The sequence below is a fragment of the Rathayibacter sp. VKM Ac-2754 genome, assembly GCF_009807095.1.
GTDB lineage: Bacteria > Actinomycetota > Actinomycetes > Actinomycetales > Microbacteriaceae > Rathayibacter.
Map to the genome: position 1 here is coordinate 16,465 of NZ_WUCC01000010.1, position 16,265 is coordinate 32,729.

Below are 16,265 nucleotides of genomic sequence, written 5' to 3' on the forward strand. Positions count from 1 at the left end.
GGGTCCCGGGCGGCGGTGCGCGCCGCCCGGGGACCTCCTAGTAGGCGTCGACCGCGGGCTGCTCGACTTCGGTGCCGGACTCGCCGAGCGTCTCGTCGTAGATGGCGCTCCAGGTGTCGCCACCCTCGGTGAGCATGTCGTTGATGAAGCCGCGGAGGGCGTCGTCGTCCTTCGCGAGGCCGACTCCGTAGAGCTCGGTGCTGAAGGGCTCGCCGACGACCTTGAGCTCGTCGGGGCTCTGCGCGGCGTAGCCGATCAGGATCGCGCCGTCGGTGGTGACCGCGTCGACCTGGCCGTCGTTCAGGGCGTCGACGCACTGCGAGTAGGTGTCGAACTCCTCGGTGGGCACGTCGGGGTAGTTCGTGCGGATGTTCTGGATCGGGGTCGATCCGGTCGCCGAGCACACGGTGGTGTCGGCCGTGAGGTCGTCCGGACCCTCGATGGTGTCGTTGTCGGCCGCGACCAGGAGCTGCTGGCCGGTCTCGAAGTAGGGTCCTGCGAAGCCGACCTGCTCCTTGCGCTTGTCGGTGATCGAGTAGGTGCCGACGTAGTAGTCGATGTCGCCGTTCACGATCGACGCCTCGCGGTTGGCCGACGGGATCGCCTCGAAGGTGATCTCGTCCTCCGAGAAGCCGAGCGACGCGGCGATCCACTTCGCGATCTCGATGTCGAAGCCGGAGCGCTCACCGGTCGCGGCGTCGAGGTAGCCGAGACCCGGCTGGTCCTCCTTGACGCCGATGGTCACTCCCCCGGCGTCGGTCATCGTGTCGAAGGTGGGGCTGCCCTCGAGGGTCACGTCGGAGGCGACCTCGTAGGTCGCGGCCTCGCCGGACTCGGAGCCTGCTCCGGTGCCTCCGGAGTCGCCGGCGCAGCCTGCGAGGGTGAGGGCCGCGGCAGCGAGTCCTGCGGTCATGAACATGAGCTTGGTGCGCATGATCGTCCTTCCTGGGGTTCGGCCCGCCGGAGCGGGCGATGTCCTGCCGGCCCCGAGGGTTCCAGGGGCCGACGTGTCGGATGTTCGGGCGCGTGAGCTGATCCGCTAGTGCGTGATCAGCTTCGAGAGGAAGTCCTTGGCGCGGTCGGTGCGCGGGGCCGTGAAGAACGTCTCGGGATCGGTGTCCTCGAGGATCTCGCCGTCGGCCATGAAGACGACGCGGTCGGCGGCCTTGCGGGCGAAGCCCATCTCGTGGGTGACGACGATCATCGTCATGCCGTCCTTCGCGAGGCCGACCATGACGTCGAGGACCTCGTTGATCATCTCGGGGTCGAGCGCCGAGGTCGGCTCGTCGAAGAGCATCACCTTCGGCTTCATCGCGAGCGCCCGGGCGATCGCGACGCGCTGCTGCTGGCCACCCGAGAGCTGGGCGGGGCTCTTCGCCGCCTGGTGCCCGACGCCGACGCGGTCGAGCAGCGCCTGCGCTTCGGCCTCGGCCGCCTTGCGGGCGAGCTTGCGGACCCTGATCGGCCCGAGCGTGACGTTCTCGAGGATCGTCTTGTGCGCGAAGAGGTTGAAGGACTGGAAGACCATGCCCACGTCGGCACGGAGGGCGGCGAGGCCCTTGCCCTCCTCCGGCAGCTTCTGACCGTCGATCGAGATCGTGCCGCCCGAGATGGTCTCGAGGCGGTTGATCGTGCGGCAGAGCGTCGACTTGCCGGAGCCCGACGGTCCGAGGACCACGACGACCTCCCCGCGGTGCACGGTGAGATCGATGTCCTTCAGTGCCTGGAACTCGCCGTAGTGCTTCTGCACACCGTCGAGAACGACCAGGGGTTCACCGGCGGGAGCGGGCGTGCGCTGGGGAGCTGCTTCCATTCGGCCAGAGAATCACACGCGAATGGGCGGGTCAAATCATGAGCGTTTTCTTAATCAGAGAGTAACAACGCCGCTTTTCCCCCAGGCGGAACTCAGGCAGGGCGCCGTTTCACTCAGGAACGGAGGGCGAACGCGCTCTCGTACAGGCAGACGGAGGCGGCGGTCGCCAGATTCAGCGACTCGGCGGCTCCGTAGATCGGCACCGCGACGACGGCGTCCACCAGTTCGAGCGACTCGGCCTCGAGGCCGCGGGCCTCGTTGCCGAAGACCCACACCGTCGGCTGCGCGAGGTCGCCGCGGTCGCGGATCCCGAGCAGGTCCTCGCCCTTCACATCGGCGGCCACGGCGCGCAGCCCCGCCCCGCGCAGCCGCTGCAGCACGTCGGAGAGCTCGGCGTCGACCGCGACGGGCAGGTGGAAGAGCGATCCGGTCGTCGACCGCACCACCTTGGGATTGTAGAGATCGACGGAGCGACCCGTGAGGACGACGGCGTCGGCGCCCGCGGCGTCGGCCGCCCGGATGATGGTGCCGAGATTGCCCGGGTCGCGGACCTCCTCGAGCACCGCGACCAGGCGCGGGCCGGAGGCGACGATGTCCTTCAGCGAGGTCGGGAACTGGCGGCAGACGCTGACGAAGCCCTGCGGAGTCACCGTGTCGGCCATCGAGTCGAGGACGTCCTCGGTGACGTACTCGATCTCGACGTCCGCCTCCTCGGCGGCCGCTACGATCTCGGGGTGGCGTTCGAGCGCCGTCGGAGTCGCGAACGACTCGACGAGGAGCTCGGGACGGTACTGCAGCGCCTCGGTGATGGCCTGCGGGCCCTCGAGGAGGAACAGCCCCGTCTCCTGCCGCGCCGGGCGCCGAGTGAGCTTGGCGACGGAGCGGACGCGGGGAGAACGAGGGTTGTCGAGCATGCGGCGAGCCTATCGGCGCGCGTCCCACCGCCCCGGTCGACACGTCGCGGAGACGACGAAGGGGGCCACGACCTCGGTCGTGACCCCCTTCGGGAAGCAGTGCTGACTACGCGGCGCGGGGAGCGGAGGTGTCGGCCGGCAGCGCGTTCTTCGCGGTCGCCACGAGGGCGGCGAAGGTCGCGGGCTCGGTGATCGCGAGGTCGGCGAGGATGCGGCGGTCGACCTGCACTCCGGCCAGGGCGAGGCCCTGGATGAAGCGGTTGTAGGTCAGGCCGTTCGCACGGGAGGCGGCGTTGATGCGCTGGATCCAGAGGCGGCGGAACTCGCCCTTGCGCGCACGACGGTCGCGGTACGAGTAGACGAGGGAGTGGGTGACCTGCTCCTTCGCCTTGCGGTACAGACGCGAACGCTGGCCGCGGTAGCCCTTCGCGCGCTCGAGGATGACGCGACGCTTCTTGTGGGCGTTGACCGCCCTCTTGACTCTTGCCATTTCTTTTTCTTCCTATCGATCCTGGTCGGTGAAGTTCTGTGCGGCGGTGTAGCGGACTACAGGCCGAGCAGCTTCTTGGCGACCTTCGCGTCCTGCGGGGCGAGGACCTGGTCCTGGTTGAGGCGGCGGGTGCGGACGCTGGACTTGGACTCCAGGTTGTGGCGCATGCCGGCCTGCTGCTTCATGAGCTTGCCGGAGCCGGTCACCTTGAAGCGCTTCTTGGCACCCGAGTGGGTCTTCATCTTGGGCATGTTCTCTCCTTGTCGACGTCACACCCGCACACGGCGGGGCGAAGCATGGGCCCCGCGAGCGGGGACGTGCACCGGCCCCGAGGCCGGGGCGGTGAAGTAGTGGGCAGTGCTAGACCGTCTCGGTCTCGGCCTCGGCCGATTCCTCGGGGGTGTTGGCCTCGCGACGAGCGGCGCGGACGGCGTTCGCCTCGGCCTTCGCCTCGGACTTGTTCTTCAGGGGGCCGATGACCATCACCATGTTGCGACCGTCGATGGTCGGTGTGGACTCGACCTGGCCGAACTCGGCCACGTCCTCCGCGAAGCGCTGCAGGAGTCGGACGCCCATCTCGGGGCGGGACTGCTCGCGGCCTCGGAAGAGGATCATCGCCTTGACCTTGTCGCCGGCCTTGAGGAAGCCCTCGGCGCGCTTGCGCTTGGTCTCGTAGTCGTGCTTGTCGATCTTCAGGCGGAACCGGACCTCCTTGAGGATCGTGTTCGCCTGGTTGCGACGGGCTTCCTTGAGCTTCTGAGCCTGCTCGTACTTGAACTTCCCGTAGTCCATGATCTTGGCGACGGGAGGCTTGGAGTTGGGAGCAACCTCGACCAGATCCAGGTCTGCATCCTGCGCGAGTCGCAGGGCGACCTCGATTTTCACGACGCCGACCTGTTCTCCGGCGGGACCGACGAGGCGGACCTCGGGGACGCGGATACGGTCGTTGGTACGGGGATCGCTGATTGCGTTTCTCCTCTGATCTCGGTGAGTTGCTGCTCTGCGGCCGGAGTGATCCGGCGCATCCCGAGAGAGGTGATTCCCTTGCGCGAGGTGCTGTAGACGCACATCGCTCGCACCCTTCGGCGCGGACTCGAGGCGGACCTCGAGCGCCGCAGCCCTGCCCCCGTTGCCGGAGGCGGAGTGCTTCAGACCCGGTAACCTAGTGAAGCGGTCAAGCGCGGGTGGGAGAATCTCCACTTTCGAACCGGGGACATGCCCCGGAGCCCGCATCACCATAGCAGACTCGCGGCCCGACCGACAGAGCGCTTCACGCCGCCACCCCGGCGCTCCCCGGATGCGGCATGCGCACCCCACCGAACGAAGGACCCATGGCTCAGCACGACGACGACTACGCACGCCGCTTCGGCGACGGAGACGACTCCGCCGATCTCGAGGCCGCGAGGGACATCGCCGAGGTCCCGGCCGTCGAGATCATCACCACGGCCGCGGTGCACCTGATGAGCGCCGCGGCGGTCAAGTGCGGGCTCGCCGACGAGCCCGGCGCCGAGATCGACCTCGACGAGGCGCGCAAGCTCATCAACGCCCTCGCCGGCCTGGTGACCGCCGGCGCGCCCGACATCAGCGACATGCACGCCCGCAGCCTGCGCGACGGACTCCGCACCCTGCAGCTCGCGTTCCGCGAGGCCTCGCCCATCCAGGACCCGATCGGCAAGGGGCCGGGCGAGAAGTGGACCGGCCCGGTCACCTGACGGCGGGGCGCTCCTGGGCGTCCGACGCCGCGAGCCGGAGCGACATCGAGTCGACGCGGGCCGCGACGGTCTCGTCCTCGGCCCAGCGCGCTCCGAGCCGCTCGACCAGGCCGTCGAGCGAGGGGCGGTCGAGTCCGGGGCGGACGCCGAGCACGACGATCAACTCGGGGCCGGCGAGCCGCTGACGCGGATCCCCCGCCAGTGTCTCGAGCGAGGCGACGGCCTCCTCCGATGCCGCGCCCGTCCGCAGGGCGGCCAGGACACGGGGATCACCGAAGCTGGGATGCCACGGGGCGCCCTCGGCGATGGCCCACACGGCCGGTCGTCGCACCGCGAACTCGTACTCGGAGACGGGGTCGAGGACCATCAGCTCGGTCTTCTCGGCGACGGCGGCGAGGGCCGCCCGGCGGCCGTCGACCGGCACGGGCCTCGCCGAGGGATCCCAGCGGCGCATGGCGTCGACACTGCTGAAGACCGGCAGCACGCTGCGACCGTCGGGACCCGCGACCGTGACGATCGAGAGCTCCTGCGTCTTGTCGGCGCGGAGCCCGGCCACCCCCTCGGCCTCCTCGCCCAGGTGGGCGACCAGGGGGATGAGCAGGCGCGACTCGCGGAGCGCGTCGACCACGGTCTCAGGGCCGACGGCGCCGGAGGAGAAGCCCGCCAGGGCCCGCGCGAGGAGCTCGGGCGCGCTGCCGTCGTCGTCGCTCGCGGGGGCCGACTCGAAGTGCCGCCCCGCCCAGGGAGTCCCGGCCGAGTCGGTCAGGTGCGCGGGGAGCGCGCGTGAGTCACTCGGAAGCGACATCCAGCGCCTCCGCGAGCGTGAACGCGCCCGCGTACAGCGCCTTGCCGACGATGGCGCCCTCGAGGCCCTGGGGGACGAGATCGCGCAGGGCGGCGATGTCGTCGAGGTTCGAGATGCCTCCGGAGGCGATCACCGGCCGCCGGGTGCGCGCCATGACCTGCTCGAGCAGCTCGAGGTTCGGCCCCTGCAGGGTCCCGTCCTTCGTGACGTCGGTGACCACGTAGCGGGTGCAGCCCGCCTCCTCGAGGCGGTCGAGCACGTGCCAGAGGTCGCCGCCCTCCTTGGTCCAGCCGCGCGCCGCGAGCGTCGTGCCGCGCACGTCGAGACCGACCGCGATCTGGTCGCCGTACTGGCCGATGACGCTCGCCGCCCACTCGGGGTTCTCGAGCGCCGCCGTGCCGAGGTTGATGCGCTTCGCTCCGGCGCTCAGGGCCGACTCGAGGCTCCTGTCGTCGCGGATGCCGCCGGAGAGCTCGACGTTGACGCCCTTGACCTGGCGGATGACCTTCTTCATGATCCCGTGGTTGTCACCGCGACCGAAGGCCGCGTCCAGGTCGACCAGGTGGATCCACTCGGCGCCCTGGTCGGCCCAGTCGCGCGCGGCGTCGATGGGGTCGCCGTAGTTGGTCTCGGTGCCCGCCTCGCCCTGCGTCAGGCGGACGGCCTTGCCGCCGGCCACGTCGATCGCGGGGAGAAGGACCAGGCCCGGGGCCTTGGTGAACTCGCTCATCGTCATCCTCAGTCTCGGAGCCTCATTGCGGTCCTCCGCCAGGGGCGGCCGACCACCGGCCGATCCTAGTTCGTGCGGAGGCTGCCCAGCCAATTCGAGAGCAGTCGGAGCCCCGCGGCTCCCGACTTCTCGGGGTGGAACTGCGTCGCCGACAGCGGCCCGTTCTCGACGGCCGCGATGAAGGGCCCGCCGTGCTCGGCCCACGTCACGTGCGGGCGGGGGAACGGCGGGATGACGTCGAGCGACCACTCCCGCGCGCCGTAGGAGTGCACGAAGTAGAAGCGCTCGTCCTCGATGCCGTCGAACAGCACCGAGCCGGTCGGCGCAGAGACGGTGTTCCAGCCCATGTGCGGGACGACCTCGGCGGGGAGCAGATCGACGGTGCCCGGCCACTCACCGAGACCCTCGCTCTCGACGCCGCGCTCGACACCGCGCTCGAAGAGCACCTGCATGCCCACGCAGATCCCGAGGACAGGGCGACCGCCGGAGAGTCGCTTGTCGATGATCTCGCCGCCGCGTGCCTTCGTGAGCGCGTCCATGACCGCGCTGAAAGCGCCCACTCCGGGGACGAGCAGGCCGTCGGCCTCGAGGGCGCGCTGCCGATCGGAGGTCAGCTCGACATCGGCGCCTGCGAGCTCGAGGGCCTTGACCGCCGAGTGCACGTTGCCCGAGCCGTAGTCGTAGACGACGACGGAGGGGCGCTCGCCGGTCACAGCGCGCCCTTGGTCGACGGGACTCCCGCGACCAGGGGGTCGAAGGCCTTCGCCTGGCGGAAGGCGCGCGCGAACGCCTTGAACTCGGCCTCGGCGATGTGGTGCGGGTCGCGCCCGCCGAGGACGGTGACGTGCACGGTCAGTCCGGCGTGGAAGGCGATCGCTTCGAAGACGTGCCGCACCATCGAGCCGGTGAAGTGCCCGCCGATCAGGTGCAGGGCGAAGCCCTCCGGCTCGCCGGTGTGCACGAGGTAGGGCCGACCGGAGATGTCGACGACAGCCTGGACGAGCGCCTCGTCGAGGGGCACGAGAGCGTCGCCGAAGCGCGAGATGCCCGCCTTGTCGCCCAGCGCCTGCCTGATCGCGGTTCCGAGCACGATGCCGATGTCCTCGGCCGTGTGGTGGATGTCGATCTCGATGTCGCCGGTGGCCCGAACGGTCAGGTCGGTGAGCGAGTGCTTCGCGAACGCCGTCAGCAGGTGGTCGAAGAAGGGGACGCCGGTCTCGAGGTCGGCGACGCCGGTGCCGTCGAGGTCGATCGACAGCTCGATGCTCGACTCGCTGGTGGCGCGGCTGAGGGAGGCGGTGCGCCGCGGTGCAGCGCTCGGAGAGGTCATGACACCAGTCTATTCGCGCCCGCCGACGGGCCGGCCGGGAGGCGGACGACCCTCAGGAGCCGTCGGTCACTCGTCGCCGGGAGCGTCGGACGCGACCACCTCGGCCATCGCGTCGAGGAACGCCGTCGTCTCGGCGGCCGTGCCCGCGCTCACCCGCAGGTGGTTCGGGATGCCGACGTCGCGGATCAGGACACCGCGTGCGAGGAGCGCCTCGAACGTCGCGCGCGGATCGCGCACTCCGCCGAACAGGACGAAGTTGCTGCCCGTCTCGTGCACGCGGAAGCCGAGGGCGCGGAGTCCCTCGACCATGCGATCGCGCTGCACGATGATGTCGCCGACCATCGCGAGCATCTCGTCGGAGTGGGCCAGCGCGGCGGTCGCCGCCGCCTGGGTGAGCGCGGAGAGGTGGTAGGGCAGCCGGACGAGACGCAGCGCGTCGATGACGGCGGGATCGGCGGCGAGGTAGCCGAGTCGGACGCCCGCGAAGGCGAACGCCTTGCTCATGGTGCGGGAGACGAGCAGGCGGGGGCGGCCGGGCAGCAGGCTCAGCGCGGTGGGGCCGCCGGCACCGCCGAACTCGGCGTAGGCCTCGTCGACCACGACGATTCCGTCGGTCGCGTCGTAGACAGCGGCGACGGTGTCCAGATCGAGCGGAGTACCGGTGGGGTTGTTCGGCGCGCAGAGGAAGACGATGTCGGGCCGCGCCAGACGCACCTGCTCGGCGGCGTGCGCGGCGCCGACGCGGAAATCGCTCTCGCGCGGGGCGGGGATCCACTCCATGCCGCTGCCGGAGGCGAGGATGGAGTACATCGAGTAGGTGGGTGCGAAGCCGAGGAGCGAGCGCCCCGGCCCGCCGAACGCCTGCAGCACGTGCTGGAGGACCTCGTTCGAGCCGTTCGCGGCCCAGACGTTCTCGGCGGTGAGACCGTGCCCCAGGTAGCCGGCGAGGGAGTCGCGGAGCTCCCGGAACTCGCGGTCCGGGTAGCGGTTCACAGTCCGAAGGGCGATGCCGACCCGTTCGATGATGTCGGCGACGACGTCGTCGGGGACGGGGTGGGTGTTCTCGTTGACGTTCAGTGCGACGGGCACGACGGCCTGGGGAGCACCGTACGGGTGCTTGCCACGGAGATCGTCGCGCAGGGGCAGGTCATCGAGAGTCGTCACCAGAAGATGCTAGCGGCGGCCTCGCCGGACCTGAGCGGCTCGGACCTGAGCGGCTCAGACCTGAGTGGCTCAGACCTGGAGCGGCTCAGCGGACGACGTCGTACTGGGACGGCACCGCGAGGCGCTGGCCGGGCTCGATGCCGGCGCTGGGGAGCTGGTTGAGCGACAGGATGTCGTCGACCACGTCGCGGGGATCGGACTCGGGAGCGAGCTCCTCGGCGAGCGACCACAGGGACTCGCCCGCGCGGACGGTGACGTACTGGAACTCGACACCGGACTGATCCGCCGAGGCGACGGCTCCGCCGCCGTTCAGCCCGAACACGAAGGCACCCGCGACGATCGGCAGCGCTCCGAGAGTGGCGAGCACCGCCCGCCCGCGACGCGTGATGCGCAGGTGGGTGGTCGGAGACGAGACGACCTTCAGCGAGCGCGCGGAGTGCGGGCGCTGAGCCATCGACTCCTGCTCGGTCTCAAGAGAGTTCTGTGCGGTCATGGGATCGCTCCTTTCAGCAGGGACTCGGGGCGGACCTCGGCCGGGAGGCCGCCCCGAATCTCTGTTCCGAATATATCTTCGAACTTCGCGATGGGCAAGTGCCTGTCGCGTCGTATCCGTCTCGCGGTCGTCGGGGCATCGCCTCGCGACACACTCGAACGAATGTTTCGAACGAGGACTCACGGCGGATACAGTTTCGAGAGCCCGGAGGTAGTACAGCAGCGACCACCGACATTCGTCGTCGGATCGCAGCCGGGAGGGCGCGCACGCGGGGTGCGCGCCGAGAGAGGGAGCACCGTGAGCGACGCGCAGACGCCGAAGACCAAGCAGAGCGCGGGTCGCCGCCGAAAGAACCTGAGCGCCAAGCAGCTCGCGATCCTCGATGCGATCCAGCGCTCGGTCTCGAGCCGCGGCTACCCGCCGAGCATGCGCGAGATCGGCGACGCCGTCGGCCTCGCCTCGCTCTCGAGCGTGACGCACCAGCTCAACCAGCTCGAGCTGAGCGGCTACCTCCGTCGCGACCCCAACCGCCCCCGCGCGCTCGAGATCCTCATCGACGTCCCGAGCTCGACCGAGGACGACGGCTCGTTCGAGTCGACCGTGACCGTCGGCGACGCGGCGATGGTGCCGCTGGTCGGCCGGATCGCGGCGGGCGTGCCGATCACGGCCGATCAGCAGATCGACGAGGTGTTCCCGCTCCCCCGCCAGCTGGTGGGCAAGGGCGAGCTGTTCATGCTGAAGGTCGTCGGCGAGTCGATGATCGACGCCGCCATCTGCGACGGCGACTGGGTCGTCGTGCGGTCGCAGCGCACCGCCGAGAACGGCGAGATCGTCGCGGCGATGCTCGACGGCGAGGCGACCGTCAAGGTGCTCCGCCAGCGCGACGGCCACACCTGGCTGCTCCCCCGCAACTCCAACTTCGAGCCGATCCTGGGCGACGAGGCCGAGGTGCTCGGCAAGATCGTCGCGGTCCTGCGCTCCGTCTGACGCGGAGTGCACGGCGAGGGGCGGACGGCGCAGATGCCGTCCGCCCCTCGTCGTTCCCGGGCTCTTAGACTCCGGCGCCCTCCACGAGCTCCTGTCGCGCGGCCGACGCCGCCGTCACCATCGCACGCAGCGACGAGACGGTCTCGTCGTAGCCGCGGGTCTTCAGCCCGCAGTCCGGGTTGATCCAGAGCTGGCGCGCCGGGATCGAGGACAGTGCCGTCCCGACCAGCTCCGCGAGCTCCGGCTCGCCTGGCACGCGCGGCGAGTGGATGTCGTAGACGCCCGGGCCGATCCCCCTCGCGAAGCCCGAGCGCTCGATGTCGCCCACGACCTCCATCCGCGACCGGGCCGCCTCGATGCTGGTCACATCGGCGTCGAGCCGGTCGATCGCGTCGATGACGACTCCGAACTCGGAGTAGCAGAGGTGCGTGTGGATCTGCGTCGCGATCGCCGCGCCCGCCGTCGCGAGCCGGAACGAGCCGACCGACCACTCGAGGTAGGCGGGCTGCTTCGCCCTCTCGAGCGGCAGCAGCTCGCGCAGCGCCGGCTCGTCGACCTGGACGATGCGGATGCCCGCCGCCTCGAGGTCGGTGATCTCGTCGCGCAGGCTCAGGGCGACCTGCTCGGCCGTCTCCTTCAGCGGCTGGTCGTCCCGGACGAACGACCACGCGAGGATCGTCACGGGCCCGGTCAGCATCCCCTTGACCGGCCGGTCCGTGAGCGACTGGGTGAAGCGCGACCAGTCGACCGTGATCGGGGCGGGCCGTGAGACGTCTCCCCAGAGCAGCGAGGGCCGCGTGCAGCGGCTGCCGTAGGACTGCACCCAGCCGTTCCGGGTCACGGCGAAGCCGTCCAGGTGCTCGGCGAAGTACTGCACCATGTCGTTGCGCTCGGGCTCGCCGTGCACGAGGACGTCGAGCCCGATCTCCTCCTGCAGGCGCACGACCCGCTCGATCTCGTCGCGCATGCGCTCGACGTACTGCGCCTCGGTGAGGTCGCCGCGACCGAGCGCGGCACGGGCGGTGCGGATGTCGCGGGTCTGCGGGAACGAGCCGATGGTCGTGGTGGGCAGCGGCGGCAGGGCGAGCGCCGCCTCCTGGGCCGCGAGGCGCTCGTCGTAGGGGGCGCGCCGGTAGTCGTCGGGCCGGAGCGCGGCCGCGCGGGCGCGCACGGCGCCGTCGCGCACGCCCGGAGCCTCGCGACGGTCCTCGAGCGCCGCGGCGGCCTCGGCGAGCTCGGTCGAGACCGCGTCGCGACCCTCCGTGAGCCCGCGGGCGAGCACCGCGACCTGCTGCACCTTCTGGTCGGCGAAGGCGAGCCAGGAGGCGAGGCGCGGGTCGAGATCGGGCTCGTCGGTCACATCGTGCGGCACGTGGAAGAGCGACGTCGACGTCGAGACCGCTACCCGGGCCGCGAAGGGGCGGAGCGCCTCCGCCGTCTCGAGGGCACCCGCGAGGTCGCCCCGCCAGACGTTGTGGCCGTCCACCACTCCGGCGACCAGCACCGTGTCCTCGAGCACCTCGGAGGGTGCGGACCCCTTCACGAGATCGATGCCGACCGCCTCCACCGGCGAGGCCGCGAGCACCGGGAGGGCGTCGCCGAGATCGCCGTACGGAGCGGCGACGAAGAGCGCCGGACGCTCCACCGAGCCGCCGAGAACGCGGTACGCCTCGGCCGTCGCCTCGAGGACCCGCGCGCGGTCGACCTCGATCGACTCGGAGACCAGCGCGGGCTCGTCGAGCTGCACCCACTCGGCCCCCGCCTCGCGGAGCTCCGAGAGGAGCTGCGCGTACACGGGCAGCAGGTCGGCGAGGCGAGAGAGCGGCTCGAATCCCTCGGGCGCCGAGTCGGACGCCTTGGCGAGCAGGAGGTACGTCACGGGTCCGACGAGGACGGGACGCGTCGTGAATCCGGCGGCGCGCGCCTCCGCCACCTCGCGCACCCGGCGGGAATCGGCGGCGGAGAACACGGTCTCGGGACCGATCTCGGGGACGAGGTAGTGGTAGTTGGAGTCGAACCACTTCGTCATCTCGAGCGGCGCACGATCGCCGTCTCCGCGGGCGAGGGTGAAGTACCCCGCGAGGTCGAGCGACCCGTCGACGACGAGGTCGGCGAAGCGCTCGGGGATCGCGCCGACCGCGACCGTGATGTCGAGCACCTGGTCGTAGAACGAGTGCGCCTCGGGGATCGAGGAGTCACTGCGGCCGAGGCCGAGGGCGACCAGACGCTCGCGCGTCGCGGTGCGGAGGGCGGCCGCCGACTCCTCCAGCGCCGCCGCGTCGATCGATCCGGCCCAGAAGGACTCGATCGCCTTCTTGAGCTCGCGGCGCCGTCCGATGCGGGGATAGCCCAGGACGGTTCCGGTGGGGAAGACGGCTGCGGTCGTGCTCATGATGCTCTCTCCGTGGTGAGGGATGGTGACGGGTGGGGGCCGCCCGCGGGCGCGGGCTCCCGGGGCAGCAGGCCGCTCTCGGCGAGGACGGCGAGGGCCTCCTCATGGCGGTTGAAGGCGTAGAGGTGGATCGCGGGCGCGCCGGCCTCGACGAGGGTCCTGACCATCGAGGCGGCGTGCGCGACGCCGATGCGGCGGCGGGCGTCGTCGTCGGGCTCGACGTCGAGGGCGATCGCGAGCTCGGCGGGGAGGTCCTCGCCGCTCAGCTCGAGCATCCGGCGCAGGCGCGCGGGGCTGGTGACCGGCATGACCCCGGGGATGATCGGCATCCGCACGCCGGCGGCGCGAGCGCGCTCGACGAAGCGGACGTAGTCGGCCGGGTGGAAGAACAGCTGCGTGATCGCGAACGACGCTCCCGCCGCCTCCTTCGCCAGCAGCGCGTCGATGTCCTGCGCGCGCGAGCGCGAGCGGGGGTGTCCGTTCGGGAACGCCGCGACCGCGACCTGCGCCCGGGGGCGCCCCGCGACGTCGACCCGCTGCGCGTTCGGCAGGCCGGGGACGGCGACGGCTCCGTACGGCTCGCGCTCGGCCTGCACGCGGTGGATCAGCTGCACGAGCTCGGCGGCGCTGCCGAGGTCGCCGAGGACGTCGGCCCCCTCCGGAGTGCCGACGGGAGGATCGCCGCGCAGCGCGAGGAAGCGGGTCACCCCGGCCTCGAGGAACTCGTGGACGAGCCGGCTCGCCTCGGCGTGCGTCGAGCCGACGCAGGTCAGGTGCGCCAGCGCCTCGACGGAGGTGCTCCGCCGGAGGTAGCGCAGGATCTCGAGCGAGGCGCGGCGCGAGGAGCCGCCCGCGCCGTAGGTCACCGAGATGAAGGAGGGCCGGGCCTCGGCCAGGCGGTCGACCGTCCGCAGGAGCGCGGTGGTGCCGGCCTCGGTGCGCGGCGGGTAGATCTCGAAGGAGAAGGGGACGCTCGCCGGACAGTGGGGCTCCGGAGGCGACTCCGCACGACTCGTCGACACGATGCGGCCCTCCGTTCCTCCTCGCGGGAGCGGACCACTGGGACCCGGCTCCGAGCGCCGAGCGGCGCCACGCGGTCCACAGTAGGAACGCCCGAGGACCGCGTCGACTCGCGTGACGCGGTGTGAACGAGCGTGACGGAGTGTGTCGGAGGGCCCGGGAACGAGGAAGCGCCCGCGCCCGGATCTCCGGGTGCGGGCGCTCCGGTGCTGGGCCCCTAGGCCTCGAGGACCGCCGGCGGAGCAGCGAACTCGCCGAGCGAGCCCGCCAGCTCGGCGTGCACGAGCGCGCGCACGTGCGTGCCGCCCTCGACGTACTGCGTCGTCAGGATGCGTCCGCTGCGGTGCAGCTGCGAGACAACGTCCCCGCGGTCGTACGGGACGAGCAGGTCGATCTCGATCTCGGGCTCCGGCAGGATCTCGGCGATCCTCGCCTGCAGCTCGTCGATCCCCTCGCCGCTGCGCGCCGAGACGAAGACGGCGTCGGGAGCGAGCCCGCGCAGCACGAGGCGCGCCCCGTCGTCGACCAGGTCGGACTTGTTGAACGCGATGATCTCGGGGATCCCGCGCGCGCCGACCTCGCCGATGACGTCCCTGACGGTCGCGATCTGACCGGCCGGGTCGGGGTGCGAGGCGTCGACGACGTGCACGATGATGTCGGAGTCCGCGACCTCCTCGAGGGTGGAGCGGAACGCCTCGACCAGCTGGTGCGGGAGCGCCCGGACGAAGCCGACGGTGTCGGCCAAGGTGTAGAGGCGGCCGTCGGTCGTCTGAGACTTGCGGATCGTCGCGTCGAGCGTCGCGAAGAGCGAGTTCTCGACGAGCACGCCCGCGTGCGTCATCCGGTTCAGGAGGCTCGACTTGCCGGCGTTCGTGTAGCCCGCGATCGCGACCGACGGCACCGCGTTGCGCTTGCGATTGGCCCGCTTCGCCTCGCGCGCCGGCTTCATCGCGGTGATCTGCTTGCGCAGCCGCGCCATCCGCGTGTGGATGCGGCGTCGATCGAGCTCGATCTTGGTCTCACCCGGTCCGCGCGAGCCCATGCCGGCGCCGGAGCCCACCTGGCCACCGGCCTGGCGGGACATCGACTCGCCCCAGCCGCGGAGGCGGGGCAGCAGGTACTCGAGCTGGGCCAGCTCGACCTGCGCCTTGCCCTCCCGGCTGGTGGCGTGCTGGCTGAAGATGTCGAGGATGACCGCGGTCCGGTCGATCACCTTCACCTTGACGACGTCCTCGAGTGAGCGCCGCTGGCTGGGTGCGAGCTCGGTGTCGGCCACGACGGTGTCGGCGCCGAGGGCTGCGACGAGAGAGGCGAGCTCCTCGGCCTTGCCCTTGCCCAGGTACGTGCTCGGGTCGGGGTGCGGGCGGCGCTGGAGCAGCCCGTCGAGGACGGTCGCGCCAGCGGTCTCGGCCAGCGCGGCGAGCTCGTGCAGGGAGTTCTCGGCGTCCTCGAGCGAGTTCTGCGAGTACACGCCGATGAGGACGACGTTCTCGAGGCGCAGCTGCCGGTACTCGACCTCGGAGACGTCCTCGAGCTCGGTGGACAGACCCGCGACCCGGCGGAGCGCCTGCCGGTCCTCGCGGTCGAACTGGTCGCCGTCGGAGTTCTCGCCTCCGTGGCCGCTCGTCTGCAGCGCCTGGGCGCCGCCCGAGACGAAGCGCGAGTATCCCGCCGAACGCGACTGCGCGTTCGCCAGTACCCGCGAGACGACATCCACGCCTTCGGTCGTGTCGGTCTCGTTCAGGTCTTCGATCATCCGGATAACACTAACTCCTAAGGTGTTGATAAGTTCTCTTCTCATGGCCGCCGAGCACTACTTCACGAGTACTCCCGACGGCGATCTCCGGCCCCGCCGGATAGCGGTCCGTCTGGCCGGTCGCGACCTCGAGGTCACCACCGCCGGCGGCGTCTTCAGCCCGGGTCACATCGACCTGGGCACCCGCGTCCTGCTGAACGCCGTGCCCGACGTCCCCGCCGAGGGCGATCTGCTCGATCTCGGCTGCGGCTGGGGGCCCGTCGCGCTCACGCTCGCCCTCGAGTCGCCCGCCGCCCGGGTGTGGGCGGTCGACGTCAACCAGCGGGCTCTCGAGCTCGTCCGGCGCAACAGCGCAGAACTCGGCCTCACCAACATCAACGCCGTTCTTCCCGACGATGTTCCCGAAGACGTGCGATTCCGGACCATCTGGTCGAACCCGCCCATCCGGGTCGGCAAGGACGAGCTGCACGCGCTGCTCGAGCGCTGGCTCCCGCGACTCGAGGACGACGCCGACGCCTGGCTCGTCGTGCAGCGCAACCTCGGCTCCGACTCGCTGCAGTCGTGGATGACGGAGGCGTTCGACGGCCGCCTGGAGGTCGAGCGGGTCTCCTCCGCGAAGGGCTTCCGAATCCTCCGGACGACGCGGCTCTGACCCGCCG

General features: G+C 70.9%; 18 protein-coding genes. 3 read left to right on the forward strand and 15 right to left on the reverse strand.

Annotated elements, in window-relative coordinates; translation table 11 throughout:
* Positions 1-37: 37 nt before the first annotated feature.
* The 6 genes from GRS92_RS15375 to infC all read right to left on the reverse strand — a co-directional run bounded on the left by GRS92_RS15375 (position 38) and on the right by infC (position 4,183).
* Complete coding sequence (locus GRS92_RS15375) at positions 38-934, reverse strand: glutamate ABC transporter substrate-binding protein (protein ID WP_159857986.1); 897 nt, start codon at positions 932-934, stop codon at positions 38-40.
* Between the two features lie 105 nt (positions 935-1,039).
* On the reverse strand, positions 1,040-1,813 hold the full coding sequence (locus GRS92_RS15380; protein WP_159857989.1) for an amino acid ABC transporter ATP-binding protein: 774 nt from the start codon (positions 1,811-1,813) through the stop codon (positions 1,040-1,042).
* 113 nt (positions 1,814-1,926) lie between these two features.
* The gene (locus GRS92_RS15385; protein ID WP_159857991.1) at positions 1,927-2,727 is read right to left on the reverse strand and encodes a TrmH family RNA methyltransferase; all 801 of its coding nucleotides are present in this window, start codon (positions 2,725-2,727) and stop codon (positions 1,927-1,929) included.
* Positions 2,728-2,833: 106 nt separating this feature from the next.
* Positions 2,834-3,217, reverse strand: coding sequence for a 50S ribosomal protein L20 (gene rplT / locus GRS92_RS15390; RefSeq protein WP_159857993.1), 384 nt, complete (start codon positions 3,215-3,217; stop codon positions 2,834-2,836).
* A 56-nt stretch (positions 3,218-3,273) separates the two neighbouring features.
* Positions 3,274-3,468, reverse strand: coding sequence for a 50S ribosomal protein L35 (gene rpmI / locus GRS92_RS15395; RefSeq protein ID WP_056042364.1), 195 nt, complete (start codon positions 3,466-3,468; stop codon positions 3,274-3,276).
* Between the two features lie 109 nt (positions 3,469-3,577).
* Complete coding sequence (infC, locus tag GRS92_RS15400; protein WP_159858151.1) at positions 3,578-4,183, reverse strand: translation initiation factor IF-3; 606 nt, start codon at positions 4,181-4,183, stop codon at positions 3,578-3,580.
* Between the two features lie 365 nt (positions 4,184-4,548).
* Between infC and GRS92_RS15405 the strand changes: the two genes are divergently transcribed.
* Entirely contained in the window at positions 4,549-4,929 is a 381-nt protein-coding gene (locus GRS92_RS15405) for a DUF1844 domain-containing protein (RefSeq protein ID WP_159857995.1), read from the forward strand.
* Here the strand turns inward: GRS92_RS15405 and GRS92_RS15410 are convergent.
* From GRS92_RS15410 to GRS92_RS15435, 6 genes are all read right to left on the reverse strand, one after another.
* Positions 4,922-5,734 (reverse strand): SseB family protein, encoded by an 813-nt coding sequence (locus GRS92_RS15410; protein ID WP_159857997.1) that lies wholly within the window; start codon positions 5,732-5,734, stop codon positions 4,922-4,924. The two genes, GRS92_RS15405 and GRS92_RS15410, sit on opposite strands and share 8 nt — an antisense overlap.
* The gene (gene priA / locus GRS92_RS15415) at positions 5,718-6,464 is read right to left on the reverse strand and encodes a bifunctional 1-(5-phosphoribosyl)-5-((5-phosphoribosylamino)methylideneamino)imidazole-4-carboxamide isomerase/phosphoribosylanthranilate isomerase PriA (protein ID WP_159857999.1); all 747 of its coding nucleotides are present in this window, start codon (positions 6,462-6,464) and stop codon (positions 5,718-5,720) included. The genes GRS92_RS15410 and priA overlap by 17 nt, the downstream gene beginning before the upstream one ends.
* Positions 6,465-6,529: 65 nt before the next feature.
* The gene (gene hisH, locus GRS92_RS15420; protein ID WP_159858001.1) at positions 6,530-7,177 is read right to left on the reverse strand and encodes an imidazole glycerol phosphate synthase subunit HisH; all 648 of its coding nucleotides are present in this window, start codon (positions 7,175-7,177) and stop codon (positions 6,530-6,532) included.
* Positions 7,174-7,794, reverse strand: a complete 621-nt coding sequence (gene hisB, locus GRS92_RS15425) for an imidazoleglycerol-phosphate dehydratase HisB (RefSeq protein WP_159858003.1) — start codon at positions 7,792-7,794, stop codon at positions 7,174-7,176. Before hisB ends, hisH begins: the two co-directional genes overlap by 4 nt.
* Positions 7,795-7,860: 66 nt before the next feature.
* A complete protein-coding gene (locus tag GRS92_RS15430; protein ID WP_204162066.1) occupies positions 7,861-8,958 on the reverse strand; it encodes a histidinol-phosphate transaminase in 1,098 nt (365 codons plus the stop codon).
* Between the two features lie 85 nt (positions 8,959-9,043).
* Entirely contained in the window at positions 9,044-9,451 is a 408-nt protein-coding gene (locus tag GRS92_RS15435) for a LysM peptidoglycan-binding domain-containing protein (protein WP_235022058.1), read from the reverse strand.
* 297 nt (positions 9,452-9,748) lie between these two features.
* On the opposite strand from GRS92_RS15435, the gene lexA reads away from it, so the two are divergent.
* Entirely contained in the window at positions 9,749-10,438 is a 690-nt protein-coding gene (gene lexA, locus GRS92_RS15440) for a transcriptional repressor LexA (RefSeq protein WP_235022059.1), read from the forward strand.
* 64 nt (positions 10,439-10,502) lie between these two features.
* Here the strand turns inward: lexA and metE are convergent, their stop codons facing one another.
* From metE to hflX, 3 genes are all read right to left on the reverse strand, one after another.
* Positions 10,503-12,830 (reverse strand): 5-methyltetrahydropteroyltriglutamate--homocysteine S-methyltransferase, encoded by a 2,328-nt coding sequence (gene metE / locus GRS92_RS15445; RefSeq protein WP_159858007.1) that lies wholly within the window; start codon positions 12,828-12,830, stop codon positions 10,503-10,505.
* Complete coding sequence (locus tag GRS92_RS15450; RefSeq protein ID WP_159858009.1) at positions 12,827-13,852, reverse strand: methylenetetrahydrofolate reductase; 1,026 nt, start codon at positions 13,850-13,852, stop codon at positions 12,827-12,829. Before GRS92_RS15450 ends, metE begins: the two co-directional genes overlap by 4 nt.
* 215 nt (positions 13,853-14,067) lie before the next feature.
* Positions 14,068-15,606, reverse strand: coding sequence for a GTPase HflX (gene hflX, locus GRS92_RS15455; protein WP_159858011.1), 1,539 nt, complete (start codon positions 15,604-15,606; stop codon positions 14,068-14,070).
* A 43-nt stretch (positions 15,607-15,649) separates the two neighbouring features.
* On the opposite strand from hflX, the gene GRS92_RS15460 reads away from it, so the two are divergent.
* A complete protein-coding gene (locus tag GRS92_RS15460) occupies positions 15,650-16,258 on the forward strand; it encodes a class I SAM-dependent methyltransferase (RefSeq protein ID WP_159858013.1) in 609 nt (202 codons plus the stop codon).
* Positions 16,259-16,265: the final 7 nt, after the last annotated feature.